Source organism: Bradyrhizobium sp. Ai1a-2 (assembly GCF_000426245.1).
Taxonomy (GTDB): domain Bacteria; phylum Pseudomonadota; class Alphaproteobacteria; order Rhizobiales; family Xanthobacteraceae; genus Bradyrhizobium.
Window position 1 is genome coordinate 12,642 of the sequence record NZ_AUEZ01000004.1, and the last position, 26,654, is coordinate 39,295.

Annotated in this window: 39 protein-coding genes and 1 tRNA gene; 4 read left to right on the forward strand and 36 right to left on the reverse strand. The window is 62.4% G+C overall.

Annotation, left to right across the window (positions count from 1 at the left end):
- Window positions 1-30: 30 nt before the first annotated feature.
- The 33 genes from K288_RS53485 to K288_RS0104160 all read right to left on the reverse strand — a co-directional run bounded on the left by K288_RS53485 (window position 31) and on the right by K288_RS0104160 (window position 22,602).
- Window positions 31-1,278 carry a hypothetical protein gene (locus K288_RS53485; protein ID WP_027578404.1) on the reverse strand — a complete coding sequence of 416 codons (1,248 nt, stop codon included), beginning with the start codon at window positions 1,276-1,278 and terminating at the stop codon, window positions 31-33.
- On the reverse strand, window positions 1,278-1,649 hold the full coding sequence (locus tag K288_RS0104000) for a hypothetical protein (protein WP_027578405.1): 372 nt from the start codon (window positions 1,647-1,649) through the stop codon (window positions 1,278-1,280). The genes K288_RS53485 and K288_RS0104000 overlap by 1 nt, the downstream gene beginning before the upstream one ends.
- Window positions 1,646-3,364 (reverse strand): DUF87 domain-containing protein, encoded by a 1,719-nt coding sequence (locus K288_RS0104005; protein ID WP_027578406.1) that lies wholly within the window; start codon window positions 3,362-3,364, stop codon window positions 1,646-1,648. The genes K288_RS0104000 and K288_RS0104005 overlap by 4 nt, the downstream gene beginning before the upstream one ends.
- Complete coding sequence (locus K288_RS0104010; protein ID WP_027578407.1) at window positions 3,361-3,939, reverse strand: DUF1643 domain-containing protein; 579 nt, start codon at window positions 3,937-3,939, stop codon at window positions 3,361-3,363. Before K288_RS0104010 ends, K288_RS0104005 begins: the two co-directional genes overlap by 4 nt.
- Complete coding sequence (locus K288_RS49400) at window positions 3,936-4,874, reverse strand: exonuclease domain-containing protein (protein WP_160168921.1); 939 nt, start codon at window positions 4,872-4,874, stop codon at window positions 3,936-3,938. Before K288_RS49400 ends, K288_RS0104010 begins: the two co-directional genes overlap by 4 nt.
- Window positions 4,871-5,623, reverse strand: a complete 753-nt coding sequence (locus K288_RS0104020; RefSeq protein WP_027578408.1) for a DNA N-6-adenine-methyltransferase — start codon at window positions 5,621-5,623, stop codon at window positions 4,871-4,873. The genes K288_RS49400 and K288_RS0104020 overlap by 4 nt, the downstream gene beginning before the upstream one ends.
- A 184-nt stretch (window positions 5,624-5,807) precedes the next feature.
- Window positions 5,808-7,520 carry a hypothetical protein gene (locus K288_RS0104030; protein WP_152535371.1) on the reverse strand — a complete coding sequence of 571 codons (1,713 nt, stop codon included), beginning with the start codon at window positions 7,518-7,520 and terminating at the stop codon, window positions 5,808-5,810.
- 17 nt (window positions 7,521-7,537) lie between these two features.
- Window positions 7,538-7,765, reverse strand: coding sequence for a hypothetical protein (locus K288_RS0104035; protein ID WP_043159310.1), 228 nt, complete (start codon window positions 7,763-7,765; stop codon window positions 7,538-7,540).
- On the reverse strand, window positions 7,765-8,148 hold the full coding sequence (locus tag K288_RS0104040; protein WP_027578412.1) for a hypothetical protein: 384 nt from the start codon (window positions 8,146-8,148) through the stop codon (window positions 7,765-7,767). The genes K288_RS0104035 and K288_RS0104040 overlap by 1 nt, the downstream gene beginning before the upstream one ends.
- Entirely contained in the window at window positions 8,148-8,972 is an 825-nt protein-coding gene (locus tag K288_RS0104045) for a protein phosphatase 2C domain-containing protein (RefSeq protein WP_027578413.1), read from the reverse strand. Before K288_RS0104045 ends, K288_RS0104040 begins: the two co-directional genes overlap by 1 nt.
- Window positions 8,973-8,996: 24 nt before the next feature.
- On the reverse strand, window positions 8,997-9,746 hold the full coding sequence (locus tag K288_RS0104050; RefSeq protein WP_027578414.1) for a hypothetical protein: 750 nt from the start codon (window positions 9,744-9,746) through the stop codon (window positions 8,997-8,999).
- A 37-nt stretch (window positions 9,747-9,783) separates the two neighbouring features.
- Entirely contained in the window at window positions 9,784-10,662 is an 879-nt protein-coding gene (locus tag K288_RS0104055) for a hypothetical protein (protein ID WP_027578415.1), read from the reverse strand.
- Window positions 10,663-10,686: 24 nt separating this feature from the next.
- The gene (locus K288_RS0104060; RefSeq protein WP_027578416.1) at window positions 10,687-11,223 is read right to left on the reverse strand and encodes a hypothetical protein; all 537 of its coding nucleotides are present in this window, start codon (window positions 11,221-11,223) and stop codon (window positions 10,687-10,689) included.
- On the reverse strand, window positions 11,216-11,641 hold the full coding sequence (locus K288_RS0104065) for a hypothetical protein (RefSeq protein WP_027578417.1): 426 nt from the start codon (window positions 11,639-11,641) through the stop codon (window positions 11,216-11,218). The genes K288_RS0104060 and K288_RS0104065 overlap by 8 nt, the downstream gene beginning before the upstream one ends.
- Window positions 11,634-12,245, reverse strand: coding sequence for a hypothetical protein (locus K288_RS0104070; protein WP_027578418.1), 612 nt, complete (start codon window positions 12,243-12,245; stop codon window positions 11,634-11,636). Before K288_RS0104070 ends, K288_RS0104065 begins: the two co-directional genes overlap by 8 nt.
- Complete coding sequence (locus K288_RS0104075; protein WP_152535372.1) at window positions 12,242-12,982, reverse strand: hypothetical protein; 741 nt, start codon at window positions 12,980-12,982, stop codon at window positions 12,242-12,244. Before K288_RS0104075 ends, K288_RS0104070 begins: the two co-directional genes overlap by 4 nt.
- Window positions 12,979-13,626: a hypothetical protein gene (locus tag K288_RS0104080; protein ID WP_027578420.1), complete on the reverse strand. Its 648-nt coding sequence runs from the start codon at window positions 13,624-13,626 to the stop codon at window positions 12,979-12,981. The genes K288_RS0104075 and K288_RS0104080 overlap by 4 nt, the downstream gene beginning before the upstream one ends.
- The gene (locus K288_RS0104085; protein ID WP_027578421.1) at window positions 13,623-14,462 is read right to left on the reverse strand and encodes a radical SAM protein; all 840 of its coding nucleotides are present in this window, start codon (window positions 14,460-14,462) and stop codon (window positions 13,623-13,625) included. Before K288_RS0104085 ends, K288_RS0104080 begins: the two co-directional genes overlap by 4 nt.
- Complete coding sequence (locus K288_RS53490) at window positions 14,462-14,638, reverse strand: hypothetical protein (RefSeq protein ID WP_160168922.1); 177 nt, start codon at window positions 14,636-14,638, stop codon at window positions 14,462-14,464. The genes K288_RS0104085 and K288_RS53490 overlap by 1 nt, the downstream gene beginning before the upstream one ends.
- A complete protein-coding gene (locus tag K288_RS0104095) occupies window positions 14,635-14,934 on the reverse strand; it encodes a hypothetical protein (protein ID WP_027578422.1) in 300 nt (99 codons plus the stop codon). Before K288_RS0104095 ends, K288_RS53490 begins: the two co-directional genes overlap by 4 nt.
- Entirely contained in the window at window positions 14,931-15,515 is a 585-nt protein-coding gene (locus K288_RS0104100) for a hypothetical protein (RefSeq protein WP_027578423.1), read from the reverse strand. Before K288_RS0104100 ends, K288_RS0104095 begins: the two co-directional genes overlap by 4 nt.
- Window positions 15,512-15,928, reverse strand: coding sequence for a hypothetical protein (locus tag K288_RS49405; protein WP_051334345.1), 417 nt, complete (start codon window positions 15,926-15,928; stop codon window positions 15,512-15,514). Before K288_RS49405 ends, K288_RS0104100 begins: the two co-directional genes overlap by 4 nt.
- Window positions 15,925-17,388, reverse strand: a complete 1,464-nt coding sequence (locus tag K288_RS54030; protein ID WP_201449642.1) for a hypothetical protein — start codon at window positions 17,386-17,388, stop codon at window positions 15,925-15,927. Before K288_RS54030 ends, K288_RS49405 begins: the two co-directional genes overlap by 4 nt.
- Window positions 17,389-17,406: 18 nt before the next feature.
- Window positions 17,407-18,516, reverse strand: coding sequence for a PD-(D/E)XK nuclease-like domain-containing protein (locus K288_RS0104115; RefSeq protein WP_027578424.1), 1,110 nt, complete (start codon window positions 18,514-18,516; stop codon window positions 17,407-17,409).
- Between the two features lie 52 nt (window positions 18,517-18,568).
- Entirely contained in the window at window positions 18,569-19,918 is a 1,350-nt protein-coding gene (locus K288_RS0104120; RefSeq protein ID WP_027578425.1) for a hypothetical protein, read from the reverse strand.
- A 9-nt stretch (window positions 19,919-19,927) separates the two neighbouring features.
- On the reverse strand, window positions 19,928-20,518 hold the full coding sequence (locus K288_RS0104125) for a hypothetical protein (RefSeq protein ID WP_152535373.1): 591 nt from the start codon (window positions 20,516-20,518) through the stop codon (window positions 19,928-19,930).
- Window positions 20,519-20,659: 141 nt separating this feature from the next.
- On the reverse strand, window positions 20,660-20,827 hold the full coding sequence (locus tag K288_RS53495; RefSeq protein WP_160168923.1) for a hypothetical protein: 168 nt from the start codon (window positions 20,825-20,827) through the stop codon (window positions 20,660-20,662).
- Window positions 20,824-21,075 carry a hypothetical protein gene (locus K288_RS0104135; RefSeq protein ID WP_027578427.1) on the reverse strand — a complete coding sequence of 84 codons (252 nt, stop codon included), beginning with the start codon at window positions 21,073-21,075 and terminating at the stop codon, window positions 20,824-20,826. Before K288_RS0104135 ends, K288_RS53495 begins: the two co-directional genes overlap by 4 nt.
- Complete coding sequence (locus K288_RS0104140; RefSeq protein WP_160168924.1) at window positions 21,072-21,338, reverse strand: hypothetical protein; 267 nt, start codon at window positions 21,336-21,338, stop codon at window positions 21,072-21,074. The genes K288_RS0104135 and K288_RS0104140 overlap by 4 nt, the downstream gene beginning before the upstream one ends.
- A complete protein-coding gene (locus tag K288_RS0104145; RefSeq protein WP_027578429.1) occupies window positions 21,299-21,535 on the reverse strand; it encodes a hypothetical protein in 237 nt (78 codons plus the stop codon). The genes K288_RS0104140 and K288_RS0104145 overlap by 40 nt, the downstream gene beginning before the upstream one ends.
- A gap of 210 nt (window positions 21,536-21,745) precedes the next feature.
- Window positions 21,746-21,822: transfer RNA gene (locus tag K288_RS0104150), tRNA-Met, on the reverse strand.
- 22 nt (window positions 21,823-21,844) lie between these two features.
- Complete coding sequence (locus K288_RS0104155; protein WP_027578430.1) at window positions 21,845-22,141, reverse strand: hypothetical protein; 297 nt, start codon at window positions 22,139-22,141, stop codon at window positions 21,845-21,847.
- Window positions 22,138-22,602: a hypothetical protein gene (locus tag K288_RS0104160; protein ID WP_027578431.1), complete on the reverse strand. Its 465-nt coding sequence runs from the start codon at window positions 22,600-22,602 to the stop codon at window positions 22,138-22,140. Before K288_RS0104160 ends, K288_RS0104155 begins: the two co-directional genes overlap by 4 nt.
- A 14-nt stretch (window positions 22,603-22,616) precedes the next feature.
- Between K288_RS0104160 and K288_RS49415 the strand changes: the two genes are divergently transcribed.
- Both K288_RS49415 and K288_RS0104170 read left to right on the forward strand, forming a co-directional pair.
- A complete protein-coding gene (locus K288_RS49415; protein ID WP_051334347.1) occupies window positions 22,617-23,522 on the forward strand; it encodes a hypothetical protein in 906 nt (301 codons plus the stop codon).
- Window positions 23,506-24,021 (forward strand): hypothetical protein, encoded by a 516-nt coding sequence (locus K288_RS0104170; protein ID WP_027578432.1) that lies wholly within the window; start codon window positions 23,506-23,508, stop codon window positions 24,019-24,021. The genes K288_RS49415 and K288_RS0104170 overlap by 17 nt, the downstream gene beginning before the upstream one ends.
- Here K288_RS0104170 and K288_RS0104175 read toward each other — a convergent pair.
- The gene (locus K288_RS0104175) at window positions 24,008-24,409 is read right to left on the reverse strand and encodes a hypothetical protein (RefSeq protein ID WP_027578433.1); all 402 of its coding nucleotides are present in this window, start codon (window positions 24,407-24,409) and stop codon (window positions 24,008-24,010) included. The two genes, K288_RS0104170 and K288_RS0104175, sit on opposite strands and share 14 nt — an antisense overlap.
- A 286-nt stretch (window positions 24,410-24,695) precedes the next feature.
- A complete protein-coding gene (locus K288_RS44610; RefSeq protein WP_084799466.1) occupies window positions 24,696-25,472 on the reverse strand; it encodes an XRE family transcriptional regulator in 777 nt (258 codons plus the stop codon).
- Between the two features lie 29 nt (window positions 25,473-25,501).
- Between K288_RS44610 and K288_RS44615 the strand changes: the two genes are divergently transcribed.
- Window positions 25,502-25,798: a helix-turn-helix domain-containing protein gene (locus tag K288_RS44615; RefSeq protein ID WP_084799467.1), complete on the forward strand. Its 297-nt coding sequence runs from the start codon at window positions 25,502-25,504 to the stop codon at window positions 25,796-25,798.
- 3 nt (window positions 25,799-25,801) lie between these two features.
- Window positions 25,802-26,341, forward strand: a complete 540-nt coding sequence (locus tag K288_RS50360) for a GIY-YIG nuclease family protein (RefSeq protein ID WP_051334349.1) — start codon at window positions 25,802-25,804, stop codon at window positions 26,339-26,341.
- A gap of 2 nt (window positions 26,342-26,343) precedes the next feature.
- Here K288_RS50360 and K288_RS0104195 read toward each other — a convergent pair whose 3' ends face one another.
- The gene (locus K288_RS0104195; RefSeq protein WP_160168926.1) at window positions 26,344-26,640 is read right to left on the reverse strand and encodes a hypothetical protein; all 297 of its coding nucleotides are present in this window, start codon (window positions 26,638-26,640) and stop codon (window positions 26,344-26,346) included.
- Between the last annotated feature and the right edge of the window lie 14 nt (window positions 26,641-26,654).

Consider the following 26,654-nt stretch of genomic DNA (forward strand, 5'->3'; position numbering starts at 1 on the left):
GGCTCGTCCCGGAAAGATGCCGGTGCCAGTTTAATAGCGCTGCGGCGGTCGAAATCGTGTGGTGTTTCGCCTTATCAACGTCTCCCGCAGCCGCCGCCGTGGCGGCCTTACCTGCGCCCGGACAGCCTCGCAATAGATCTCGATGGTGTCGGCCGTGTATCGGCGAACCGCAGCCATCTGCTTATCGTATTCGCTGGGCGCGAGGCCGTGGCGGCGCACGCGGTCGAGCACATCGGCGTCGACCTTTGGCGTCTGGGCGAGCCGCGCCTGGACGACGGGATGCTCGGCACCCGCATCGCTGATGTTGAACAGGTTGCCGGTCTGGATTATCGCGGACGCCTCGCCGGCGCTGACATGCATCGCGATCGCGGCGAGTTGGTCGAGGGCGGGCGTCCCGTCGAAAAAGACGCAAACGTTGGCTAACCGGGTTCCATCCGGAGCGCGGAGCTTCACGTCGAGAGCGCCGTGACCGACGGTGGCGATCGAGCGCGCGCGGGCCACCTCGATCGAGACGTCGCAGCCGGCGAACGTAATGGCTTCGCCGCGGGCGAACGCGCCGACGCTGGCCGGACCGAGCACGCCGGCGCAGAACATAGCCGCCCGCCGGATGGCGCGGCGCTCTCGCTCGAGGTCGACGCCGGAGAAGTAGCGCCGCCGTTGCTGCGCCTCGAATTGCTGCCGCGCCCTGTAGTACTCAGCCTTGTAGGCTTCGCGCTGCTCTTGGATGAGGTCGCTGACGAGATCGACGTCCGGCGGGGCCGCGGGCGGTAGCCGCCTCAGCCGGCCGGCCAGCAGCCGCGCCCTCGGCATCGAGCAGTCTTCGTGCCGAGCATATCTCCGGATCGCCGCCGGGGCGTAAAGCTTCCGCCTGGCGCCCGGAGTCGGGTCGTAGTTGGGGGCGCACCGCTGGTACCGTCGGAACGGAATGCCTGCGCCGCCGCGCGTCTCGTCCTCGAAAAAGTAGTGAGCGAGATATTCGGCGATCCGCAGCAGCCGGAGCGGCTCCCAGCGCAGCCCGACAGCCACGAAAGATCGCTGCTCAGGTTCCGGCAGGTCGGCAACCATCTGATGGGCGTAGGCGTCGAGATCGTGGCACTTGCCTTGGCGCGCCCGCAGTAGCCGACCGCCGCCGCCTCTTTCGATGATCTCCGGCACGATCTTCCGGCTGCCGAGCAGCGTCAGCGCGGCATGGGCGAACGAGCCGAGTTCGTCGTACTCAACCGCGGAGTCGAGGAAATACTCGACTTCCGGAGGGAAGGGCGCCCGCTGGTACTGCATTAGCCGCCCCGCATCGGCCGGACGCCTACGGACTCGCCGGCCGCGACCTCGCGCGCTGTCTCGGCCTTGCGCACCGTGCGCGCCGGCGCCGCCGGCGTCTGGACGAGCTCGGCTTTGCCTTCGGACACCATCGCCTCGAAGTCCTCGTCCTTCATGGACAAGGCGCGGTGCTTCAGCGAGTCCTTCACCTTCTTGAGCGGCTTGCTGGTGTCCGGCGCGACCAGGCCGCCGATGCGCGGCTCGATCAGGAAGAACGTGATGCCGGCCTTCATCTTCTTCGCGATGATTTCCAGCATGCGGTCGTCGTTCTCGGCGTCCCAGGTGATGGTGACGTCGCCGGTCTCGTTGAGAATGGTCAGTGCGCGCTTCATGGCCGGAAAAGCTCCGTGAGTTCGGCGATGCCGTTGCGAATTGTGAGAACGTCGTTGTCGCGAAGTTCCTTCCAGCCGGAATTCCAGTGGCCGCCACGGGGCTGCATGTCGAGCACATCGGCCACCTTCGCCTGGGACATCACGCCACCGTTTTCGAAGATAGTACGGAGAAATTTCGGGGCCGCGCCCGATAGGCTGCCGCACCAAAGTTCGACCAGTTCGGCCGGCGGGATGCTGCCCGTCACGGCGGCCGAGCTCGGGGAAGCGATCGAAACGAAATCGCCATCCTCCTTAATCAGCCCCGATCCCTGCAATCCCTTTTTGCCGGTGTTGAAGTGACCGCCGCGCGCCTTGAGTCCAGCGAGAGTGGCCACCTGTCTCCACGTACGCCGGACAGGCGGGTTGGTGTCGAGTACGGCCAGCATCTTCTGGCCAGCTGAGTTGAGAGCGCCATTGCCGCTCGCCGCCGGCAATGGAGGAGGCGTCGCCGGCCGCACCGGTGCGCGAGGTGGGGCTTTCAGGGATGGCGAGCCCGGGTTCAACAGGGAGCGGTGGTTGCGCGGTTCGCGCGCGTGCGGTGGCGCGTGGTCCACTGCATTTTTGTGCTTCGCTTGAACTTCACCAACGCGAGCAAGCAGATTTCGCGTGGCCACGCCCAGCGAATCCAAATCTTCGGACAATTCGAGGAATGGGTGCAGACCGTCCCATAGCCCTTCCTGATATGCGGCGTCGATCTGGTCCTGTGCTGCCGGCGTCGCGGAGCCGCCCTTTGCCAACTCGGCGTTGAGGCGCGTAATCTCAGCCCGCAGCCGCAGGACATCGTCCTCCTCCGTCTGCTTCACGGCGTCGCCAATGATGGCGCGCAGGCGTTCCCGATCGACAGGTGCAGTCTGGACATGCTGGTCGGCCATCTCGCCCGTCGGGGTCGCCGAATTGTCGAACGTCGAGATCTTCGGGAAAAGCAACATCTCGGCCACTTGCGCCTCACCGGAGCAGATCCAGCCGGTACCGGTCTTCAGGGAGGCGAGAGAGGTCGAGACGCGCTCAAAGGTCTCCTTGTTGACGTTCGCCTTCAGCCACTTCTTGACCGGCTCCTGATCCGCCGGCGCCGTCAGGCGATGCGCGATCATGGTGTCGCAGCTACCGAGCACGGCGTTGTGCAGCGACTGCGTCCGCTGCGTCACCACCATTAGGCGGACGCCCTTCGACCTGCCGGCGGTGGCCAACTTCTTCGCGTTGTGAATTGCAAGGTTCTCGGCGCCGATGCCGGCGCGCTCCTTGGGCGCGAACTCGTGTGCCTCTTCGATGACGAGATAGACGACGCCACGCATCCGCTTCATCAAGGCAGGGGCGAAGTCATTGAAGAATTTCTGCAGCCCGCCGGCGTTGAAGTCCGCCATGTCGATGATCGAGAGCGGCAGGTTGCCCGACGCGACGAGCTCGCCGATCGCCTTGCCAGCCGAGTCATGCAGGGGAACGTGTCCGCGCGGACCGCCAAGGATGTAAAACGGCAGGCCGGCCCGCTTGCCGTCGGAGCTCGACGTCATGCCCCACCAATCCGACTTGATTGGATCCAGCACGCAAACTCGAGCGGCGGGGTTGTCGCGAATGATCTGCTCGACGGCGAGCTTTGCGGTCGAGGTCTTGCCGCTGCCGGTCTTGCCGAGAAACGCGGTGTGTTGCTCGATCACCGCGCGCGGGAAAGCAAAAGTCATACAGGAATCTCCTTAAATTCGACAAGAGGCGTGTCGCCCTTGACGTAAAGCGGGTGCTTTGGCGTGCCGCCCTTGTTCACGCCCAGGCACCAGAGCTCGTGGTCATCCGCGCGCAAAGCTGACTCCACCTCGATGGCGTGATCGACGAGCCGCTTATGGATATTGCCCCAGGCGCAGACGATCTTTTGCGCCTGTTTCGCGGTGTCCCGGATGAGCGGTAGGTTGCCTTTGCTGCGCGGCACGACGCCGGGCTTGAGCAGCATCTCGGGCTTAGTCGCGCGGTAATCGCAGACGTTCATCATGGCCAGGCCGTCAAAGCCCCACTCCATGGAGAAGTCGATCACCCTGTTCAGCGTCGGATCGTCGACGTTGGCGTCGGCCGTGGATGGGTTCATCCCGATCCATAGGACGAAGTTGTTCGGCAGCCTGGTGCCGGCGGTGAACAGGTTCACCCACTTCCGGGTCAGCATGGGCCGATAGCATTCGTTCTCGCCCCAGAACATGACGTCGCCGTGGACGCCGTCCATCAGCGTGAGGCGGGCCTTGCCGCCGGGATTGTGCGCGTGCGCGTTCATGTCGCTGCCCCGGGCGGTTCGAACTGGGGCTCGCCGGTGCTGAGCAAGTGTTGCTTCCGGTCGGCGCAGGCGCTGCGCAGCGTCTCGTATTCTTCGGAGCCGACGAGGATGCCGTGCGCTGCCCAATGGTCGGATTGCCCGTGCCACCAGTTCTCGAGATCGCGCACCGACACAGCACCGGGGATGGCGGCGATGGATTGCTCGAGGTATTGCCGGCGGGCGCGCGCGGCTTCCTCAGCCTTGGCGTTGGCGCGCCGCTCGATCTCGCGCCTGGCGTTCCAGCGCCAGTCCTCTCCCAGATTGTGGTCTTTGTTGCCGAGCCAGTCGAGATAGCCGGCGTCAGCGGCCGACAGCGGCTTGCCCTTGAACTGGCCGAAATCGAATTTGGTGAATACCGGCGGCTCGGCGCTCCACGCGATCAGCGTCTCGAGGGTCTGGTGCTTCAGGAGTTCGAGGACGAGCAGGCCGCAAACATAGGCGTCCGGTTGCGCTCGATGGGGCGGCATGGCCAGCGCCGCGTCGGCCGGCGTCAGCTTCAGGGCATATCGAAGCGCCTGCAGCGAGTGGCTTTCCATGTCCGGCCACTGCCGAAATGAGCATTTCCACGTGCAGATCCATCGCGCCTGGATCAATGGATCGAGGAAGGTCCGCTCGAAATGAGCGGAATGGGCTGCGAAGATCAGTTCTTCGGCGTCGTCATCGCGCTCGACCAGCAGGCGCCAGACCGAATTCCAGGCGGGCGCTTCAGCGACATCTTCGTCGACGATGTGGTGAATTGCCGATGAGCTCGGCGGGATCGGCGCCGCCGGCTTCACGAACGACCGGCGGCCGGTGGTGTAGAGGTGCCCGTCCCGGATGTCGTGGTAAGCGAGTTCGACCACCTCGGCGGTAGGCTCGAGGCTGGTGGTCTCGAGGTCGCAAATTCGAATGATCATGACGCGCTCCATTGTCCACGTCCGACCCGCACGCCGGCGCCCATCTGGAGCACCTGTCGGATCTTTGCCTGGTAGTTCGGGTTAGCTGCGGCCTTCGGATGTGCCGCGAACGCTCGGTAGATCTCGGCGAGCGGCACAGGACCCCGCTGCGCGCGCATCCAAGCCACGATTGCCTCACGCCAGGTCGGCTCGATAGCCAGAACAACGACACTCCGCGGCAGTCGGAGAGGCACGAATGCCCCGTTCAGCCCGCAGAAGGCGAGCATCTCGGCGTCGCGCGGGCCGTAGGCGCAGAGCACCGACGGAGCGCCGGCGTTTGCGGCGCGGCCTGACTGCCGCTGCGCCGTCCCGCCGTCGACGGTGTGGAAGTCGAGCCGGCCGCGCAGGAAGAGCAGCGCGGATGCCTGTTCCCAGACGTACCGGAAGAAGGCCTCGGTTTCGGTCCTGGCGAATATCAGCGCGATGCCACGACCGTGGCCGGACATCCGTGCCAACCACTTGCCAATGACGCTCCGATGATACGGCGGGTTGAGGAAGACTCGGCCGAACCACGGCAGAAGCAGCCCGTTGTCGCGGATGGTGTAATGGTGTGCGGCGGTCGGCCATGGCCGCACAATCGGCGCGCACGGATCCAAATCAAACGGGCCCAGGGCTTTCAGCACCGCGGGCGGCGTCAACCACTCGTCGGTGCGAGTCCGCCGCGGCGTCTGGTGGGCGCCGATACCGGCAAAGAGCGGAGCGGTCGTCATGCTGCGTTCCCAGCGTGTATTGCGCGTTGGAGAGCGCGGTTGACGATCTTGATGCGCTCAAGCTGGTACTTCGCGCTCCAACTCGCCTGAGCCTCGGCGATCTTCTTTGCTTCGGCATCACACTCCCGCATGAATGCGGCTTCGGCTGGCGTGAGGTGCTTCCGCCAATTCCACTTCTGCCTCTTCACGGCGCCATCATCATCTGCCAAACGGCGCCGTCGATCAGGTAGACGATCCGCTCGCCCCAGGTCGCCAACTTCATCGCTGTGCTGACGCCGGTGTCGCGCACCTTGTTCACGACACCGGTGGTCGGCACAAAGATCGTGATCTCGAAATCATCGGTGATCGTGGCGACGACGCCGCGGGGCAGGATCGCCATATTGAGCTCGGGGCCGTCAGCCGGGCCGACCCATGCCTGGTAGCGGGTGAACGTCTTGTCGAAGGTGAGTTCGACCCTGCCGTAGACACCCTGCTTATCGAGGACGGTGAAGGCCGCGAACTGGCTGCAGGCCTTGCCAGTGACAACGGTGCGGCCATCGAGTTCCGGCACCCGAATTTGTGAGATGCCGCCGGCATGCGGCAGCACCACGAAGGCGTTGCCGAACACGTCGGTGACGGCGACGTCATCCAACCAGGTTGTGGCTCCGACCAGAATGTTCCAGCGCCGGTCCATGATCATCCGCGGTCGGCTGCCGGTATCGTTGAGCTCGAGCTCGATCAGTTCTCGGTCGGTTACTCCGAATAGGGTCTCGCCGGCCCGGAAGACGCGCCGGAGCGGCACTGGCTGCGCGATAAACCTGCGACCGCCGGTGCCTCCAAATGGGATATGTGCGAAGTCGGTCGTGGTCGGGAGCGATATCACCCAGCCTTCCGGGACCTTGATGACCTCGGCATCGGCCGGCACCTGGTGCGCGATCGTGCCTCCGGTCGCCAGGTCGACGACTTCGCCGGACGTCAGCCGGGCGGCGCCATTCGCCCAGACTCGGGTGACGGGATCGCCGGCGCGTGCGAACAGATTCTCAAACACCAGAGCGCCGCCGGCTGCCGTCGTCACGGCGCGCATGATCTGCGCGGCCTTCGCCGGCTTACCCATCGTGGTTGGCGCCGGCGGCGAGCCGCGCTTTCCATGTTGGAACGTCGCCTGGAACCAATCCAGCAGCGGGCCCGGAATGCAGGAGAAGCCACGGACCGACAGCGGCAGTTTCGCGCGCCGGTCGAAAACTGAGGCATTGTCCTTCATCCGCCGGACGAGATCGCCGGGTTTGTAGCCTTCAATCCTGCCCTTGTAGGGGTGGATGCCGGTGAAGACCTGGAAAGCGACGACCGCCCAGGCAAACCAATCAGTTTCGGTCGAGAAGGTTTTGGCGCTCCAGTCCCTGATGGACGGCATGATGACCGTCGCCGGCCAGCGGCCGATCGCCCAGGAGTCGACATCGATCACAGAGGCGGCCGCGGCATCCCCCTTCGTGAAGTGGACCAGCCAATTCAGTTCGTTGGCGTCGACCAGCAGGGCCTGCTTCGTGTGCGCATAGGCTACGATATCGAACATGCACTGGGTAAGCGCGACGGCATCCCATTCACCGAACCCGGTCCGCGTCCGGTAATCCGAGACGAACACCCGCGACATCGGCTCGCCGTCGACGAACGGCATGTAGAAGCCGATCGGCTTCCCGGAGTCATCCAGCACCAGGCCGTGCGGAGCCACGATGCCGGGATGCTGCAGCCTGGCCAGCATCTTCACCTTCTCCGGCATGCCGTCGCGCGCCATCTTGTCGGCGTCGGTGTACAGTTTCACCACGGTCTGGCCGGTCCTGTAGATCGAACCTTCTCCGCCCGAGGTGACGTAGTCGCCGTCGCGTAGCGTTACCGCACCGCGGCCCTCCAGAACGATCTTCACCGACCCTTTCCTCGAGGTCATGGCTCGACGACCTCGCGAAGATCCGCGGCGGGGATCGTGAAGCTTGGCCGACCACCGTTGGGATCAAGGGTGACCGAAACGTGCTCAACTCCGGTCAAACGACTGTCGTCAGAAGCCAAGTCGTAGTCATGCTGTAGGAAATCAAAGACGATCGTACCGGCGGCGGCGAAGAGCTTGGCGCCAATAACGCGATCCTTCAGCACATGGAATCTCTTCGGTGCCATCAGTAGTATTCCTCCGGCTCGTAGGGTTCGTAGACGTGGTGCTCGATGAGCCATTCCTCCATGCGCTCGCGCTCGGCTTCCGATAGGGCGGCCGGGAGTTCTCTAAGCCAGATCTCCAATCGCAGGATCTGAAGCGCCAGCCAGACAAATGGCTTCTTCCAGCCCGGGTGCCGGCTCCAGTGCAGATCGTTCCGGATCCCGCAAATGCGATCGAACTCCGACGAGTTCGGCCATGACGCTATGATGTAGACGTCGCACGGATCGCCGCCGTCGGCGCCAAACTTCGGCGAATAGGTGGTCTCACTTCCGGGCCGATAGCTGTATTCGACCGTCACCTGGAAGCCGTTGTCCTTGCAGAAATTCTGGAAATAGGTCTGCGCCATCACACCGCCTCGTGGTCGATGTGGATGCAGGCCATCGCGATGTCGTCGATCGGACCTCTGCCGTGCTGCTGGCAATCCTTGAGGAAGCGGAGCATCCGCCGTTTCACGAAAGTGCCCTCGGTTGACTTGAAAGACATGAGCTCGGCGACGACGTCGCGCCAGTCCATGCCGTCGACCTGGGTGACGCCGTCGGAGAACACGGCGAGGAATCTGAACATCCGCAAATCGTGGTCGATGCTGGTTCCGACGAGTCCGTCCTCGACCGTGTGGCGGGCAATAAGTTCGCGGGGATCTTCGTCAGGAGCAAAGATGTGCTGCGAGAAGGCCCTCGTCTCCATCCCGCCATGTGCCGTGACAAACCCGCGATACTCGTCGGTCCGCCAATAGGCACGGTAGACCGGCATATTGTTGGCCCACTCGATCCGGTTCATCACGAGTTGGCCATCTCGATCGATGCCGGCTGCGACGCCATCGCCTACAATCCGAGACGTCGCTCTGTTGCCCCAAATGGCAACGTAGGCGCATGTCGCCAGCAGATCATCGGGTCGAAGACACAGTGCCGCTCGCGCGCGTTCATCGCGACGATGGCTATAATGATCGACAATGCGCTCATTCAACTCTGGCGCCTCTATCAGAGATGTCAGTGTGGAATGCGCGACGATTCTGGCTCCGACGTCAGTACGGCCGCCGCTCGAACAGCCGTCTGACACGACCGCGGCTCCGAAGATGCCGTTGGCTTGCGACAATGCGTAGTCCTGGCACGGCAGGCCGCCGCGGAGATGCTGCGATCCGATGTGAAAGGCGTGGTCGGCTGTGAAGCGCATGGGGTTCTCCGCGGCGGCCGCTGGTCAGATCGTGGCCGCGATGGCTTGGCTCGGGCCACCTGTTCCCAAAGCTTGTGACGTGCTCGAGATCGACTGCGAGACGAACTGCGCCAGCTTCGCCAGCTTGCCCTTGGTCGCGTCGCCGGCGTCGATGTATTGGGTGATGCCGGCCTCCCGCTGGAAGTCACGGAGCGCGCCGCTGCAGCTTCTGGCGTTGATCCCGATTAGGATGCTGACGTGGCTCTCCAGCAGTTCCTCACGTTGTGCCAACTCGATCTCGGCCCTGATCTGAGCCGGCCGAATTGTTGAGTCCGTGTCTTCCCCATCGGTGATGAAGAAGCTGATGGCGTTGGCATTGAACTCCTGGTCGTAGAGCATCTTGGCGTAGGCATTCGACGCGCCGACACCGCTGTAACAGGCATCGAACAGCGGCGTGCCGCCGCCGGCACGTAGCGTGTCGTAGGCGGCAGGATCTATGCTGGAGAGCGGGATGAACCCGTGCACCTCATTGAGGCCTTTATGGTAGGCCGTGCTGAAGGCGGCGACGCGAACCAGCAGGTTCTCGGATCGCGGCGACTTCCGGCAGGCCTCAACGGCCGCCTTCACGGCCTCGATAAGGTCGGCCCGGAACGGAATGACCGATCCGCTCATGTCGACCTCGATGTCGACGAGAGTGTATTCGGTGGCGCCGAGATCCGTGATGCGTGCGCCGGTAAACGAGAAGTTGCCGCCCAAGGTGTGGGTTTCGACATCGGTTCCATCGAGACGGGGCATGAAGTCTCCTTTATGAATTCGGGGTGAGGGGAAGCGATCAGGACAGGAAGGCGTCAGAGGTGGTGAGCACCAGGCCGCGGGCTTCCATGTCCTTGAGGAACTGCTGCGCGATCGCCGGGAAGTCGGGGCCGCCGGGCGCCTGCGGGACCGGTGACATGCAGTCTGCCAGGATGTGGATCTTCCGGAGATGCTCATCGCCGATGTTGTCGACGATCTGCCGGATGGTGGTCGCGACGCAGTGGGACGAGGCCTCGCCGGCGATGCCGATGACATCGGCCTCCTGGAGCACGCTGAGGAAACTGCCGTTCAATTGCGTGGACGGGTCGGCCGGATCCGGCACCTCCGCCATCAAGGCCCCGTAGTGCTCCGTGAAGGTGTTGGTCCCCTTGGTGACGAAATCGACGGTTGCGAAGTTCTCGCGCTCCCAGTCGGCGAGGGTGGTCCGGAGCTCATCGACAACGTTGTGTCCCCAGCTTCCGATCAGGCAGTGCTCCGGCCAGATCATCAGCATGAACTTGCCGGCGGCCTCGAGCGAGGCGGTGTAGTCGAGCATCCGCTGGCGGTATGCCTGGTTTCTCGGAGACCACATGCCCGACTTGATGTCGGCATTGCTGATAATGGTGAAGGGCGTCGGATGCTTCCCGTTCTCGCCGCGCCAGAAGCCTGGATGAGCGACGTCGACGACGCGATGCGAATCCAGGGTAACGTGGATATCGTTGAGGCGCCTGCCGACCCGTTTGATCAGGGCTGCGACGCGCGCCATGTCGCCGAGCGCGCCCGGGACGGGGAGCGTCGAGCGAAACTTGGCGCCGCCAGGCAGCGCGAAGCCGACGGGATCGCCGGGGTTGGCGAGGATATCCATGAAATCATTCTGTGGATCGATGATGACGAGATCGGCTTTGATGGTCTTGCGCATGCGGTGAACCTCCTTTGATGTTGACTAGCCGTAGAAAAACCGGACTCGCTTGCCGCAATGGCACGTCGCTCTGATGCCGCGGATCAGCGGCCCAAACGAGTCCTGTTCGATCATGTAGAATGAGATGCGGGTGTAGCCGCGCTTTTCCAGCGCTGGCCCGAGAATGTCGCGCTCGCCCTCGTAGTATTCGTCGAAGCTGAACTTGTCGGCGTCTGCGCCGAGGAACGACATCAACTCGAGCGCTTCCGCTTCTTCCTGATCTCGCTCGGCCAGACGTTTCTTCCGTTCGGCATGCCTCTCCGCTTCGCCAGGCGGGACCTTGACCGCGGACTTGCTGAGTTCAATTTCGGCGCTGATGTCATGGCCGTGGCTTGCAAGATATTCGGAGTCGGGCTTGGCGCCGTACGCCGGGTTCGTGTTTGCCGGATCGGCGCCGTCGTATTGGAGCACGACCTTGCCGGTGAGGCGATCGGTCCAGACGATGTCGTATGTCCGTTCGTCGGGCTCGAAAGTCGACCGGACATAGCGCGGGATCATCTGCGAAGGTGCGGCTTCAGACATGAATGCCATCCCGCTGCAATGCATCTGCAATCTCCGGTGCGATCGCCCCGCCGGTCATGACGAGGTAGGCCGACAGAAGAGCTGCGGCCAGTGTCTCGCCCTCGAACCTGCGGTCGACCCAACCGGTGTAGTCACCGCAGGCCTCGATCGCGTTGTTGGGGCCGAGATTGAAATCTGGGTTATCGCAAACGAGGGTAACGCTGTGACCTTCCTCGGCGCGCAGGGCCTCGATCAGGATCCATGCCGCCGGCGCCGGCTGCAACCGCGGAACGGACCATGCCTGAATGCTTGCCTCGCAGTGGCAATCCCTGCACTGGACCTTCTTGATCTCCTTCAGTCCGTCGTCGAGCGAAACCCAGTGGCTGAACCTATTCAGGTTGGTCGAGCGGCAGAGCGGGCAAGGCAACAGATCAGCCATTGGCCGGCCTCTTGATGTCGGCGATCACCTGGGCCGCGGCCTTCTCAACGGCGAAAGCAAGCCGGTCCGCGTCGCTACCGTTCATGAAGGCACGGAGCTTGCGCTCCGCAGCACGAGCGCGCTCCTCCAGCTTGTTGTTGAATTGGAGGAGTTCGGTGACACGCGCTTCATGCACCACCTTCGGCACGGTCTCAGGATTGTACTTTCGGGCCCGTTCGGCGGTTTCTTCAGTCGTCATGACGAGTGCGTCGATCAAGTGTCGCTTCGGCTTCAGCCGCCCGCCGAGCGCTCGTATCCACGAATTTTGAATGGATGCGATCTCGATCAAAAGCTGGTCAGGCGCCTCCGGCTTTGGCTCAGCCGGCTTCGGACACATGCCGAGTTCAGCAAGCCGGCAATCAATCTCGTAGATCGTCAGACCGACCGCATGTCTCACCGCGGAACGGATGAACTCGGTATTGATCGTGCCCAGAACATGGGTCTGGTGGCCTTCGTCCCAGACGGTGAAGTCGATCGTCCCAGTCGTGATGACGTCGGCCAGGCGCTGCGCGGCTTGGCGCCTATTGCGCAGATGGAGAGCTTCGTCGAGGAAATCGAGTTTCATGCCGCGCGCGCCTCCAGTGCGTCGATGTTCGCCTTGATGACTCGGAAGCTGATCGCGACGACGTCTGGATTGTCGTCCCAGGACTGCTTGCCGTGCAGGGTGCACCAAAGATTGGCGAACGCTGCTCTGGCGCTTGGAAAGCAGAAGTTGGATCCGAGTGCCGCCTGGTCTGGATTGTGATGCCAACCCTCGGCAAGTTGACCGTCAGCGCGGAAGCCGTGATCGACGTAGACCATACCCTCTGCGATCGCGTCCGTTTCGCTGATCTCTTGGACTGGTTCGATCTTTGTCGATGTCACAAGCAGCGTGATGCGCGACGCCCAGCGCGGCAGATGCATGCTAGCGCGTCGTCGGCCTAGCCATGAAGGACGTTCGCCCGCCGGTGGATAAGATCGATCTGGCGCCCAGGTGCCGGTTTTCTGATTTGCGATCGATCCGCCGGCATCGAAAACCACCGACATCTTGCGAGGCACGAGTTTGGAAGGCGGCACCGCATCCCATCTATTACTGACGCGCCAGTCCTCACGGACCCAGAGCCGATCGCCAGGCTTCACCTTGGTCCAGAAGGACGGCCGGTCGACGACGAAACCACCTTCGACAGCCCGCGCGCCGGCAGGAATCTTGGCATCCGGCCGGTAGAACCGTTCGGTCACGGCCGAGCGCCTCGTCATGGTCTTAAGATCGTCCAGCTCCGCATTGACCATTGGCGCTGAGAATAGAGCAGGAATGTCGGTCACCGCGCGGCTCCATAAATCGCCTCGCGGACAGCGCGGCATTTCTCGATGTCGAACCGGTCGTCGGTCCGTACGCCGCTCTCCATGTCGATCCAGTACCGGCCGGGCATCTGCTCGAGCACGGACATGACGCCACGAATATTCTCAGGGGATATGCCGCCGGCGTATCCGACTAGGCGGTTGCCGCCGGGATGCATGGGCCAGGCGGTCGGGGTCTCGCCGGTCCCACCAGAGCGGTCAAACAGCCAGTCGACTGAGGTGTCGCTCGGGAATTCGTCACCACGGCATTGCGCGATACCGCGCTTGATGCCCCAGCCGCTCCGGAAATAATTGATCCGTGCCGGAACCGGAGCGGCATGGTTGATTTGGCAGCGCTTGAAGTACCAGAAGTCGACGGGCGGCCGCTCGATGTCGCGCCCTTCCATGATCGCGTCGCTGTAATCGCCGCAGATGTGCGCGGACAGGCGAAGATTGCTCCACATGATGCGGGACAAACCATCGCCACCCGGATACCGCGGATCGACACCTTGACGCTTTGGGCTGAAGAGAACGCCCCACTCAATCGGATATAGCGAGGACAGATGTGCCATCGCTCGGACGCAGGTCCAGTTGTCGACACCGGCGAACGTGATGAATTCTGGCGTCATGCTGGCGCTCCATGATGCTGCTGGACGCGCAACGGGTTGTGGTAGCCCGTTGGCAAGTGTTCCTGCAGGTCCCGCTTGACGTAGTGCTTCACGCCGAGCGCCTGGCAGACCTCGATGATGCGGAGGGTGTAGTCATGCCAATCAATCGACCTCGCGACCTTCGGCACGTAATTCACCTTTCCAATTTTGTAGAGGTCGACGAATTCATGGGTCTCCTTGATGATCGCGATCGACGACTCCGCGGACAGCGTCGGCTCGAGCGACACCCAGGTGAAGATGCCGGCTTCGTAGAACCGGCGCAGCGTCTCGATACGGTCCCATGGCAGCGCCGCTTTGCGCTCCCATTCCTTCGAGATCGCGCCGTCCAGAGTCGTCAGCGTGCAAGCGTAGGCGTCGCGGTCGCGGCGGTAGAGGTCGATGAAGGGGAGGGCGCGGCCACCACCTTTCGACAACGTGCAGAACGCCATCCCGCCATCAATCAGAGCCCTGATAGTCAGTTCGGTATGCGCCAGGTCCCCGAGATGAAAGGGATCGCTGGAGAAGGTGATGAAGATCTGCTCATTCGGTCCGCCAGCAACGCCGGCGGTTCGGTAGCGGACAATGTCGCGGCGAAGACGTTCAAGATAGCCTGGCCGCGGCTCTGCCTTTTCATTGAACGTGTCACGAGGGATGTGCGTTGCGAGCGGGACATAGCAGTAGAGACACTCATGACCGCAACCGCGATAAGGATTAGTGGCCAGCGGCGCATATTCGCCGGCGTTACCCTTCGGTCGATAGATCACGTCCGCGCCGGGCACGACGGGCTGATCAGCAAAGTATCCATCCGCCGTGATCATCAGACGTCGTGCCTCGGGCAGCCATGGACCCAGTCGGCGCCAACCTGCGTCGCCTTCCAGCCTTCGCGTTTCGCCCGCGACCAAAAGACGTTCCAGTCCTCGCCGTGCTCCGCCTGGACGATCTCGTCGCAGGAGTCGCACTCGACGACATGATGGCCGTGCTGGAAGTCCTTCACTTCGTGGCTCCTTCTGGCGCCGCGTCGGTCCATTCCTTGTCGCGGCGGGTTTGCTCGAGCTTGGCGAGATAGGCCTCACGGAACTGCGCGAATGTCTCGAATTCACGGGGATCGTCGCGAAGCTTGAAGACGTCCCGCGATTGTCCGGCGTTTCGTCCGGTGCCGAGCCACGACGACAGCGAACCGATTACCTCGCCGCCTTCGTCGAGAAGGTCGTGACCGTAAGTGGAGCCACCGGTGGCGCGGATATGAAGCACCAAGCGCCGTTGGATGATGGGTTTGGCAGAATCCGTCATTCTCGCCCTCCCAGAGAGCAGGACGCGCCGTCGTACATCTCGACCAGGATGTCCTCGATCAGGGCGCCGACCCGCCGGCGCGCATTCCAGACGCAACTGTGATCGACGCCGAACGCGAGGCCGACAGCGTTTGGGCTATCGGACACGAGGCGGTGGGCGAGGCAGATCGAGATCAGGCGAATCCGGCAAGACCCGCTCCAGCGGGACTTCTCAAGAACGATGTGTCGGCCAACCTTGAATGCGCTGGCGATCGCGACCTGCAGCAGCTTCAGCCGAACCTTCATGCCGTAACCAGGCGGCGTATCGGCGGCAATCTCGAAATAGGCAGTGATGGCGCGGCGGATCGCCGTCTGCTCGGCATCCGCGCTCAGCCGAACAACACGCTCGCGTGGCTCACGCCGCTGATCTGGAACGATGTCGGCCGGCGGCGGCAGCATAATGACGACCGGCTTCGGCAGGAACGGATTCGGTCGCGGCGCCGGCGGGATGACGCGTGGCAATCGGGACCGGACCGCCGCATAGTGGCGGGCCAGTGCCGAGGCGCTCGAGAACTCGGGTGCCGTAGCCAGCAATATGCTCATGCCATTTTCCTGGACTGGAAGCCGCGACCTTTTGGAAATGACGACCGACCCTTGAGCTTGCGCTTTGGCTTGTCGGGCTTCGGGCTGGTCATGCGCTTGACCTTGGCGCGCCGATGGGAATCGGATCCCGCCGTCGTAGCCCCGTTGCCGTGCGTCCGGACATCGTGGCCCGCAACGGTGCACGCATCGATGTATCCAGGATCGTTCGCCGCTGGGATCGTGTCCTGCGCAACCGTGTCGAACTTCCGCTCCCAGAGCGCCGGGCGATGGTCAAACCGGGTATTGGCGAGTGTGCCAAGCTTCTCGCCGGTCTGCTTGCATCTACCCTCCTGGCGAATGACGACGTCGAGTTTCACTCGCGTCGGCATCGCTGGACGCTTCCATTCCGGTGGCGGACGATCGAGGATCGTCATTTCGCGATGATCCCTTCGACGCGCTTGTTGCAGGCAGCCATGTCGATGGCACCGGTCAGCCGCTCGACATGCACCGCATAGACCTCGGCGCGCTTCTTCTCCTGGCCGCCGGTGAACTTGCCGTTCTTGTTGATCCAGGAGTCCGACATCCTGCCGAGCTTCGGCGGTCCGCCGTTCTCAATCGTGGCCAACGTCTTGTGATAGGAAGAGAGGTCGGGAGCGGACCCGGTTGTCCCGCCACGGGAATCCTTGTCCGCTCCCTCAGCCGATGGTTGGGACTCACTCGGCTGCGCTTTGCTCCCGGCGGGGGGCACCGTACCGGACAGCAAATCAGGTTGGGACGAGCCATTGTCGCTCTGGCTCGTCCCGGCATCGGCCGGGGCTGGGGAAGCCGATGCCTGGTCTCGGGACTGCGTCGCTCCGCTGGTGCCCTGACCTGAATCCGTGGCCGGCTTCTCACCGGCCTGGCCGTTTTGCTGGTCGGCTCCAGATCGATTTTCAGTCTCGGACGCATCGGCCTGATGCGTCTGACCCTGTTGGGATTCGTCGGCTACTTCATTCGCGCCTCCCGTGGTCCGTTGATCGTTCGCGCCGGTCGTACCCTTGACCAGCGGGTTGTAATTTGGATCGCTGTCGGCCGGTTTCTCCTTTGCAAACATCTCCTCGACCGTCGCTTCCCCGTTCTTGATCGACATGAACATGCCGCGCAGGGTCGCGATGTGGTCCAGTTTGATGTCGCCTTCGCCCTCGATGCCGAGAGCCTCGAAGATCTGATCGGGCGTGACGCCGAACGATGCAAAGGCCTTAATCGCCTTTTCCCGGTTCTCGGACAGGGTGGCCGTGGTGCCGGCCACGATGGCACGCGCGGCATAGTAAGCTTGTCGGGTCACGCCGCGCGGAATGCCGGCGAGGATCGCGTTACGCTTCGCGATCGCAGCGGCCGCATTGCCGGTCACCGTGATCATGTCATTGGAGAAGACATGCCCTCCCGACGTCAGGATATTGCGCCGGATCGTGGCTTCCGATGCCATGTTCGTTTCGAGATCGTGGAACACGCCGAGCGCCTCGACCCAACCGTCCTTCTTATTGACGGTGATGACTCGAGCCTTGATGCGATTGTTGCCCCAACACTGCGCGGCAATCTCGGCCAGGCGGATGCTCGGTCCTTCGATCGGCTTGTTCTCGGTATCGTCGGTCGGGCCGTTCCGACCGCGTTGCTTCTTCTTACGAACAAGCGCGTAGAGACACTCCGCAGCGGTCTCCTCGTCGAGGGTCGCCAGCGTGCAGATATTCTCGATCGCCTTATGGATGCTCCGCGGGAATGCCTTCGCCGTTGCGATCTGGCTGTCGATCTCTGCCTTGAGGATTGCAGGCAGTGCAGAATCCATCATGTGGTCCGGCACAAGTCCGGTCGCCTCCATCCGGATTGCATCTGCGGGTGAAATGATCTGTTGTTGCATGTCGGTTCCTCAAGGTGATCAGATGAAAGAGTAGGGCGACCAGTCCGTATCGCCCCATTTCTGGGCCGGCAGGTCCGGCACCCATTCCTGGTCCGGGCCGAATTTCTCCACGAGCTCGCGATAGGTCACGATCGCGCTCTCGACGTCCGCGACGGCCGTCTTGAAGATCATGCTGCTGAGATCGAATTCACCGACGACGGGTTGCGGCGCGCCGCTCGCCTTGATCATGACCCAGACCCACTTCATGGCATCGTCGGAGTCCGGATCGGTCTCCGTGATGGCAAGCGCCTGAAATACTGCGTCCAGGAATTCTTTCGGGTATGGGTTGTTGAAGACCCGGCCCTCGGCATAGAGCTTCGCCGCGGCGCGTAGCGCCTTGATGTAGGAACCGGTCTGGAGATCGTAGCGCATGAGCGAGACGGCCTTCTTCGCCGCATCGATCGCGCGCACTTTGAAGATGGGGCGGAACGATTTGAGGTCGATGACGGCGTGAGATAACAGATGATCAATCCGCGCCTTCAGCCTGACGCCGTTCTCCGTGTAGAAGATGCTGACTTCGCTGGCGCCGGCAACGAACGTGCCGTCCTGCATGACGGGAGCCAGTTTTCGCTCCCGCTGCATCCAGCGTACCGCCATTTCGATGTGATCGAGAGCGCCGCGTGGAATGATAGTCCTGCCGACATTCTCGGCTTCAAACTTCGCGATGATCTCGTCCCAGATCAGGACGTCCTTATCGAACTCGCGAATTGCCGCGATCGCCTCTTCTTTCTTCTTGCCTGGCTTCACTCCGATCAGTTTGCAGTGGCGCCGGAGGTCATCCATCGTCACCAAGGCACCGACGTAATCGGTCACCGCCGGCGCGATGGCGAACCGTTCCGCGAGGGAGAGCCGCCCTTCCAAGGCACGGCAATGAATCGCATGGCCCCATTTGAGCGCCATGGTTTCTTTCTCATTCCCCGGGTAGAGCCGGTCATACTGGTATTCGATTGGATCGAGCACGAGTTCCTTGATTGAAGTCGACCCGAGCGCTTCGTCGGCGTGATAGGCGGTCTCGCCGAGGCCAAAGTATATGCCGTCCTCATGGCGGACAGTGTTGTTGCTGCGTGGAGCGGAGACGAGCGCGTTCATGGGCGAACCTTGGGCAGGACGTGGATTTCGACTTTGACGTTCGACACGGTCGTTACTCCGCCGCCTGGCGCACAGCGCCCTTGACGTGACCATCTTCGATGTGAACGGCGGTCGGTCGATTACTGTTGACCGTCTCAGCTATAATGAGCAGATCCTGCTGCTCGGCGAGATTGACGAGGGCTTTCCAGCTATCGTCATCAAGCAGCGCCGCATTCTTCGTCGTGATGAATCGGAGCTTCGGTTGCAACGCCACGGCAATCGCGATCGCGGTGCTCAGCTTCTGGGCCTGGCTCGCTTGGCCGAGAGGGTGACCGTCGAGGAGAACGACGCCGTCGCCGAAGGTGATGCCGGCGATCGGCATCTTGGCTTCTGCGATCGCATCCTGCTTGGCCTTCTCCCGGTCCTCCATCGCCTTGGTCAGGGCGGCGGACTGGCGCTCGAGAACCGTTGCCTCCTGGATGAGGCGTTCCTTTTCGGTCCGCATGCGCTCGGCGGCATCGAACTTGGCGTTCGCGTCCCGTGCCGCCGTGATCTTGGCTTGGAGATCGCCGGTATCGACAAGCGTCGGCTCGTCGCCGGCGTCGGCGATCTCCATGCGGACATCGGCTGCGGCAGCTTCGTCCTCCTGTTCGCCGAGTTCCAACCGGTCGATCTCGGCACGCAGTTCCTGTATGCGCTTCCGTTTCTGCTCGGCGGAGGCGTCGAGGCCGTCGGCGCGCTGCCGGCGCGCTGCCTGGGCTGCGCGGAAGCGCTCCACCTCGGCGTTTTTCTTGCCGGCTGCGGCGAGCTCGGCGACCAGAGCCGCCTCATCGAGGCGGGCCGCCGGTGCATTTTCGTCAATTGTGATGGCGTCCGCACGGGTCCTTTTCGATTTCGCATCCCGATTCACGTCGGTGCGATCGTCGAAGTCCTTCTGGTAGGCCGCAGCGATCGCATCGAAATCGACCCCGGGGACAAAGCGCTTCAGGAGGTCGAATTGATCCTTCGGCTTCATCGCGATGAATTCGAGAGGATCGCAACTCAGGGCGCCGATCAGGCCATTCAGCAGTTTCTGTGGATTCGAAAATTTCTCACCGTCTGCACCTTCGATGATCAGGCTGGTGTTATAGCCTTTCTCGTTATCGGCCTTCTTGATCCGGCGCGTGACCTTGTATTTCAAGCCGGAGTCATTGCCGATGTCGACAACGATACGTCCCGCATCCTCCCCATCATGAATTGGGTCCGATGGAATGAATTTCTCGCCACCCAACGCGGCCCAGAGCGCTTCGATGATGCTGGACTTGCCCTGACGATTCTTCCCGGTCAGTTCGAGCACGCGGCCGTCTGGCTTGATATGCACCGCGACGACGCGGAGAATTCCTTCAACGGCGAATGACAAAATTCGGTACGAGGTATCGGTCATCTGAGGTCTCTACTTGCTGGCCTGGCCCGGGTAGCCGAGCGCGGCCGCCAGATTCGGGCGAAGAAATGCTGGTGGACCTGGGGGAAGCCCGGTGCCGTCGTCCTGCTCCTGTTCGCGTCGAACATCTTCCAAGGTGCGCGGTGCCGGCCGCGCCGACGCGCGAGGAGGTGCGGACTGCTGGGGACGGGAGGCAAACGCTTCGTCCAATTGCTCTCGTGCCAATTGAGCAGACACAAATTGACGTTGCTCCGGCCGTGGCGCGGTGGTGCCGTCAGCACGGACCGGTGGTGCCTTCGCCGCCGGCGCGACCCGCGCACCTTCAGAGGCTAGGTTGACGAGAGAGGCGAGGGTGTCACGCGCGCTGAGCGACGATTGCACCAGCGCGCGCATCTGCGCCTCGAGGTCGGCATTGCGGCGGACCAGATCCTCGTTTCGCTCGCGCTCGGAGTGCAGGTCGCCCTGCAGCCCGCTGGCGCGGTCGACCGCTGCATTGAGCTCGCGCATCAAGGCCTCGACTTGGCCGTTCGCTGCAGCAAGGGCATCGACGTCGCGCTGCCAGGCTTCGCTGACTTTGTGCATGCTCTCGCCGAGCCGGAGCATGACGGCCGGATCCAATGTGACGCGGTGCTCAGCCATGGCCGACCCCCAATGCTGGCGCGGCGGAAACCACTAGGCCGAAGATCAACCCAGCGGTGGCAACGAACGCCAAAAGTTCACGACAAAATGTGCGCGCAAAATCAGTCACGCCTCTGAAGCCCTCTCACCGAAGCAAAATGCGACGCCGACCAGGACGCCGAGAATGAGACCCAATACGAGTCCGATGCCGAAACCCTCGAGCGAGTCACCGCCGATCAACAGGCCGGCGATGGCCAACAGAAGCAGCACTATGACGATGCGCTCTATCTTCATGCCGCCGTTCCCGCATTCAGATCGATGGGACCGAGCACGCGCGCGCGATCAATCGCGGCCAAAAGGCGCGGCTTGATCTGGGCATAGGTGTAGCCCCCAGTCGCCGGCCCCCACAGGATGGTGAAGGCGCGGTTTACGATGCGCTCGACCGGCCCGTCGAACGACAGGTTGTTCACGCGCAGCACCGTCGCCATCGCTTCGGTGAGGTCGAGATCCTGTGTCGGCGGCACGAAGCGGGGATCGCTCATGGCGCACCCCAGTCATCATTGAGGCCGGCGAGGGCGCGGTCCACCGCATAGTCTTCGGCCAGATCGGCCCCACTCTCGCGGCGAAAGCCGTATTCCTCGGGATGAGCGAGCAGGTCGCTGACGATGCGGTAATAGGCTTCGCGCTCATCGGATGGCGCCGCCTCGATCTCGGCACGAGACGCAAAGAGAAGGCTGATGCCTGGCGGCGGCTGATAGCCGTCGCTCACCGAATAGGGGCCGGCTTGTCGAAGCCAGGCGTCCACCCGTTGTCCAACGTAATGACCTCGTTCCCAACCCGCTCGAGGCGCTGCACGTCGAACCAGTGCGATTCCTTGTATGCGCCGTTCTCGCCGACCTTCGGCACCAGCAGGGCCTGGTTGCAACCGCTGATGTATTGGCAGTGACCGACGACCACTCCCTGGAAGCCGGTGATCTTGTCCCTCTGTGTCGTACCGAGCATGTATCGAATCCCTTATGACTGTGATGGAAACTGCTTCTCGCGGGCCGAGCGCTACTTCGGCGACCACGCCGCCGCGAGAATGGTCTCGGGTGACGGCGGGGCACTTAGCGGTTTCAACCGCCCTTCCCGATGGAGCCGTCATCGCTTCGCGACCGCCCCATGTCATTGACCCGGGCTCATGGATGCCAAGGCCGTCACCCGAACTGAAATTGGTTGCGGAGACAGGATTCGAACCTGTGACCTTCTGGTTATGAGCCAGACGAGCTACCGTGCTGCTCCACCCCGCAAAACTGGTTGCCGCTGCCGACATCACGAAACCGCCTTCGGTTGCGAGTGCCCGACGCAGGGCGGCGAAAATTGCAAAATCTTGGCCGGTGCCCGCTGCTGGACGAGCAGGCGCTCGACGGCTTTGGTCTGCAGTTCCAAATACTGGTTGCACGTATCGTCGTGCAGATCCTGAACGGCCTGGCGCAACTGCTCCGCCGTCGCACCGCTCCTCGCAAGAGCATGCAGCCGATGAATGTTCAGTTGGACGATCTTTTCGAGCTCGGCGGCACGGAAGCCGAGATCGTCGACAATCAGGTTAGGGTCCCGAGGAGCGGTCATGCCGGCGCTCCCTCGACGATCACCGGCGCAACCTCGAAGATCTCGAACGTCGCTTCATCCTTCCGCAGATGTGACGTGCTGGTGCACATCGCCTTGAGCGCGTGCCTCTCGCTCTTGGTCGAGAAGCCGTACATCTGCCAGGCCTTACCGCTCTTGAGACGGCCGCGGGCAAGCCAACCATGAGTCACGGGAATGTTCCGCACGGACTCGGTCTGGATCCTGCCGTCGGCGAATTTGGCGACATAGCGGGATCGCGCAGGGCGCCCGGACGGAGCGTCCAGGTTCACTAGGCTGGTTGTGGAGGGGGTGTCGAGCAAGTCCAGATCTCCCGTGGCAGGGAGATTGAAAGCATAGCTTACAAAACGATGCAAGCAGAAAATGAAAGTATTGCTTTCAAAATGTTTGGCGAGGTAGGCTGAGGCCTCATCGGCGCCTTTAAGGCCCGAATCGTCGCCCTCCAACTTTTCGGCTCGGGATGCCTGATCGCGGCTACATCAAGCTCTACCGCTCAATCTGGGATCACCCAGCATTTCCGAACGAACCGTACACGCGTCGTGAGGCATGGACCTGGCTAATCAGCAAGGCTGCGTGGAGGGCGACACGTGTCAGAGCAGGCGAACACATCGTCGACCTAGATCGCGGTGAAGTGCCCGGCGCCGTGCGCTATCTCGCGGCGAAATGGCAATGGAGCAAAGGCAAAGTGGAGCGCTTTCTTGAGTCGCTCAAAAACGAGCACATGATCGAGACGCGATCCGGGACAGGGATCACGGTCATAACAATATGCAATTACAACAGTTATCAGGGTGGGGATGATGATGACGGGACGCCGGCGTTCCCGGAAGCGGGACGCGATCGGGACGCGACCGGGACAGGATCGGGACAGAGGCGGGACGCAGGCGAGGACAATAGAAAAGAAATAAAACATTCAAGAAAGGAAGAAGGGGAAGAAGGGAATAGTGCGCTCGGCCGAACGGCCGAGCTTCAGTCCGAGCAGCCATCCTTGCTACAGGACGATGGCATCCCCCCCAATGCCGTACCGGCCAAGCGAAAGCGCCGGCGGCGGATGACCGAGCCGCTTACGCCGCTAGATCCGACCTGGCGATTGTCTGAGAAAGACCGGCAGTACGCGCGCGACCGCGGCTGGTCGGATCGCGAAATCGATTTTCAGTTCGAGAAATTCCAGAACCATCACATTGGGAAGGGCAATCTTTGGGCGAAATGGTCTCGAGCCTGGATGACCTGGGTCGGCAACGGCTACGATTTCCGTGGCAGCCGACCGCATGGCGGTCCCGGCACCCCAATACCGAACCGGGCGGATACAGCGATCGAGGGGATGATGCGAGGCCTAACGGAAGAGGATTATTTTGCGCGAGATCGATAAGAGGCCGGCGCGGGCAGGGGAGGTATCCGTGCCAACATTCGGAGAACTGGATCCGCTGTTGCGCGAGCTGGCCGCCGCCCGCGAAGCGGCAGCCGTGGCGCAGTCCCCCACACCGGAACTGCTCGTCATGCTCGACGCCGCCATCGCCATCTCGGCTCAGCATGCGGATCGGTTGGCGGAGGCCACAAGAGCAATCCCGCGGGCCGGTGTCGTGGCCTATCTCGGATTGCTGCTCAAGGCCTATCCCAACCCGGGAAGCCAGGATGCGGCGATCTTCGGCGGGTTCATGAGGGATGACGTGATGTCGCTTGAACCGTCATTCGGCGCGGTCGAGATGGCGTGCCGGCGCTGGCGACGGAAGTCGAAGTTTCTGCCCGCGATCGCTGAAATGATGCTCGAGGTGAAGGTGGCCAATGACGAACTCAACGGCGCGGCCGATTTCGTCCGGAGGCTGCCAAGACTACGCGCGGCCTGCGCGGCCACCCTCAGTTCGTCTTGATCGGTAGCGGCAACGCGCCGAAGGTCCCGTAATTCGGGAGTAGGGTGCACATCCAGCCACCGGCGTCGAGGCGCAGGCAGGACGCCAGGATCTGGAGCGAAGGGTTTGGATCCGGCACGCGGATGTAGAATAGCTTACGATCGCCCGTCGTTTTCGACCCAATGAGCGTCGTCTTGTGGTGTGCGAAGTACGACGCGTACTTGGCGTTCATCGCCCGTTTGACAGTTTCGAAGCTGAGACCCTGATCGGTCTCCTTCGGCTTCTCGGCGTTGGCCTTGTCGAAGCAGGCCAGGCGGGCCGACGCGTCGGAGATTTCCTTGCAACTCTCGCCGCGCGCGCCGGCGCCAAGACTGATCAGGATGACGCCAACGAGGAATGATCTCGACATTGAAGCCGTGGCCGCCCTGGCTCCTGCAGTGCGAGCAGAAGAGGTGAGACCCGAGCATGTCGATCGTCGTGTCTGGAGAGATCCCGTAATATTCAACATCGTCTTCGGTCCAGACCGTACCGTGACCACAATCGCTGCATGAAATTTCGAGAAAAGGCTGCGAGACAACGGTTTTCGCAGTATTGCCGCCCATGAACGCCCCGGTATCGACTGGTTGTTTTGGGGCATGATTAAATCGTTTTGGGCGAGAGTCGAATCGATTCTTGGGCGACTATCTTTGGTAGAGTCAGCCCTCACCGGTGCCCACGATCTTGTGGACTGAAACCACGCTCGAGCGACGGAAACGCATCTCGCGATCTTCGCCTTCCGGTGGGTTCAATTGCTCCACGACTAATTCCGTAGCGCTATACCGCTTGAACCGCTTAACGTATCCTGAGAACTCGCCGTCGTCTTCGCGGATCTTGATAACGACATCATCGCCAGGAGCGACGGGCCGGTGCGGATTGACGTGGAGTATCTCTCCAGGCCTGAACCGCTCAAGCATGGAGTCGCCATGCGCGTAAACGGCGTAGGCATCGTTGACAGCTTCCAAGCTCGGCGGAGCGAAAATCTCACCGACCTGGTGCTCGTTGAGGATGAATCGCCCGTTCCCGATGTCGCCCATCACAGCCTGTCCCCGGATAGGTATTCTTTGCCGCGTTTGCCTCGGAAGCGGCGGAGCAGATGAAGCATTGGGGGCGGCCCGTCCCGGTCGTTGCGTCGGAGCGGAGAGTGGCGGAGCGGCCTGCGCGCTGCCTTCGCCGTCGGCAATGAACTCGACCGTCGAGTTAAGCACTTTGGCCAATGCGACCAGGTTCTTGCTGTCGATCCCCTTGTTGAGCTCCCAGTTACCGACTGCTCCGCGCGTGATCTTGGTCCTGGTCTCGCGCGAAATCTCGTCGGCGAGCTCTTCCTGCGTGAGCTTCGCCACCTTCCTTAAGTGTTTGATCCGAGAGCCAATAGTGTTCATTCCCGGACCTTTGCATGGAAAGGGAGATGCAATCACTGACAGAGATGCTTGCATTGTATTGAAAGCTATGCTTTCAATTCGAGATGGCCGACACGCACCGAAAATCCGCCGACGAGATCAAAACCGCCGCTCTCCGAAAGGTGAAATCCGCCTTCCGGGGCGCCACGGGCCTGTCTCGCGCGCTTGCGGAGCGCGGTACCAAGCGGCCACCCAGCCCCCAGGCTATCTCGCAGTGGGAGCAAGTGCCGGTCGAGCGCGTCGCCGACGTTGAATCGGCCACGGGAATCTCTCGTCACCTGCTTCGGCCTGACATCTACGGCCTGCCGAATGACCCCAGCCTCGTGGACTCGCTCTTCGAAGAAGCCGGGGCGGAGGGCTGATGCATGTCCCGCCCGCTTGTTTACTTCGCGCAGGCCGGTGACGGCGGCCCTATCAAGATAGGATTCACCTCTGCTGATCCGAGCGATCGGATCGCTGCGCTGCAGACGGGATGTCCAACAAGGATATCGCTGCTCGGCTATTTGGCTGGAAGTAAGCGTGACGAAGCTGGCCTCCACCGCCGCTACTCGTATCTTCATCTGAGCGGCGAATGGTTTCGCGCAGACGAGAGCCTTATCGAGGCGATTGGCGCAATGCTCCAGCCTGAATTTCAGTGGCCGCCGGAGGAGAGAGTCGTTTGCGCACGGGCCCTGCCGCTGGAACCGACGATATCCGACATCATCTGGGCAGCAGGCGGCCCATCGAGAATAGCCGAAGCATCGAAAGGTGAGATCAGCGTTGATGCCATTCACAAATGGCGCCGCAACGGCATTCGCGATTGGCACTGGGCTCTGTTGATGAGCCTGTGCGACGTTTCCGTCGATCAACTCTATCGCGCCAATCTCACTGCGGCGGACTTCAACCGCATGTTGGAGGTCGCATAGCGTCATGATGGTTGCTGTCCGTACAACACGCGCAGGGACGCCGCCTTCGTCGCCAGCCTCGTCGCCTGGTCGATCAGTTCCGGTGCCCGGATTGCCCAATGCGTGTCGGTTCGGCCGCTGGCGTGCATCAACAGGCGTGCCGAAAGGCGGTCGAGCATGACCGCGGCGCAACTCTTCGGCACCAGCCCGCCATCGATCAGCATCTGCAGCATCGCGTCGAAGGATTCCTCCGCGATCAGCATCCGTGTTCCGGCCAGGGCGGCGCGCGCCCAGTCATCGTCTTTGATGTCGATCGCCACCGGCGCGGCAATCT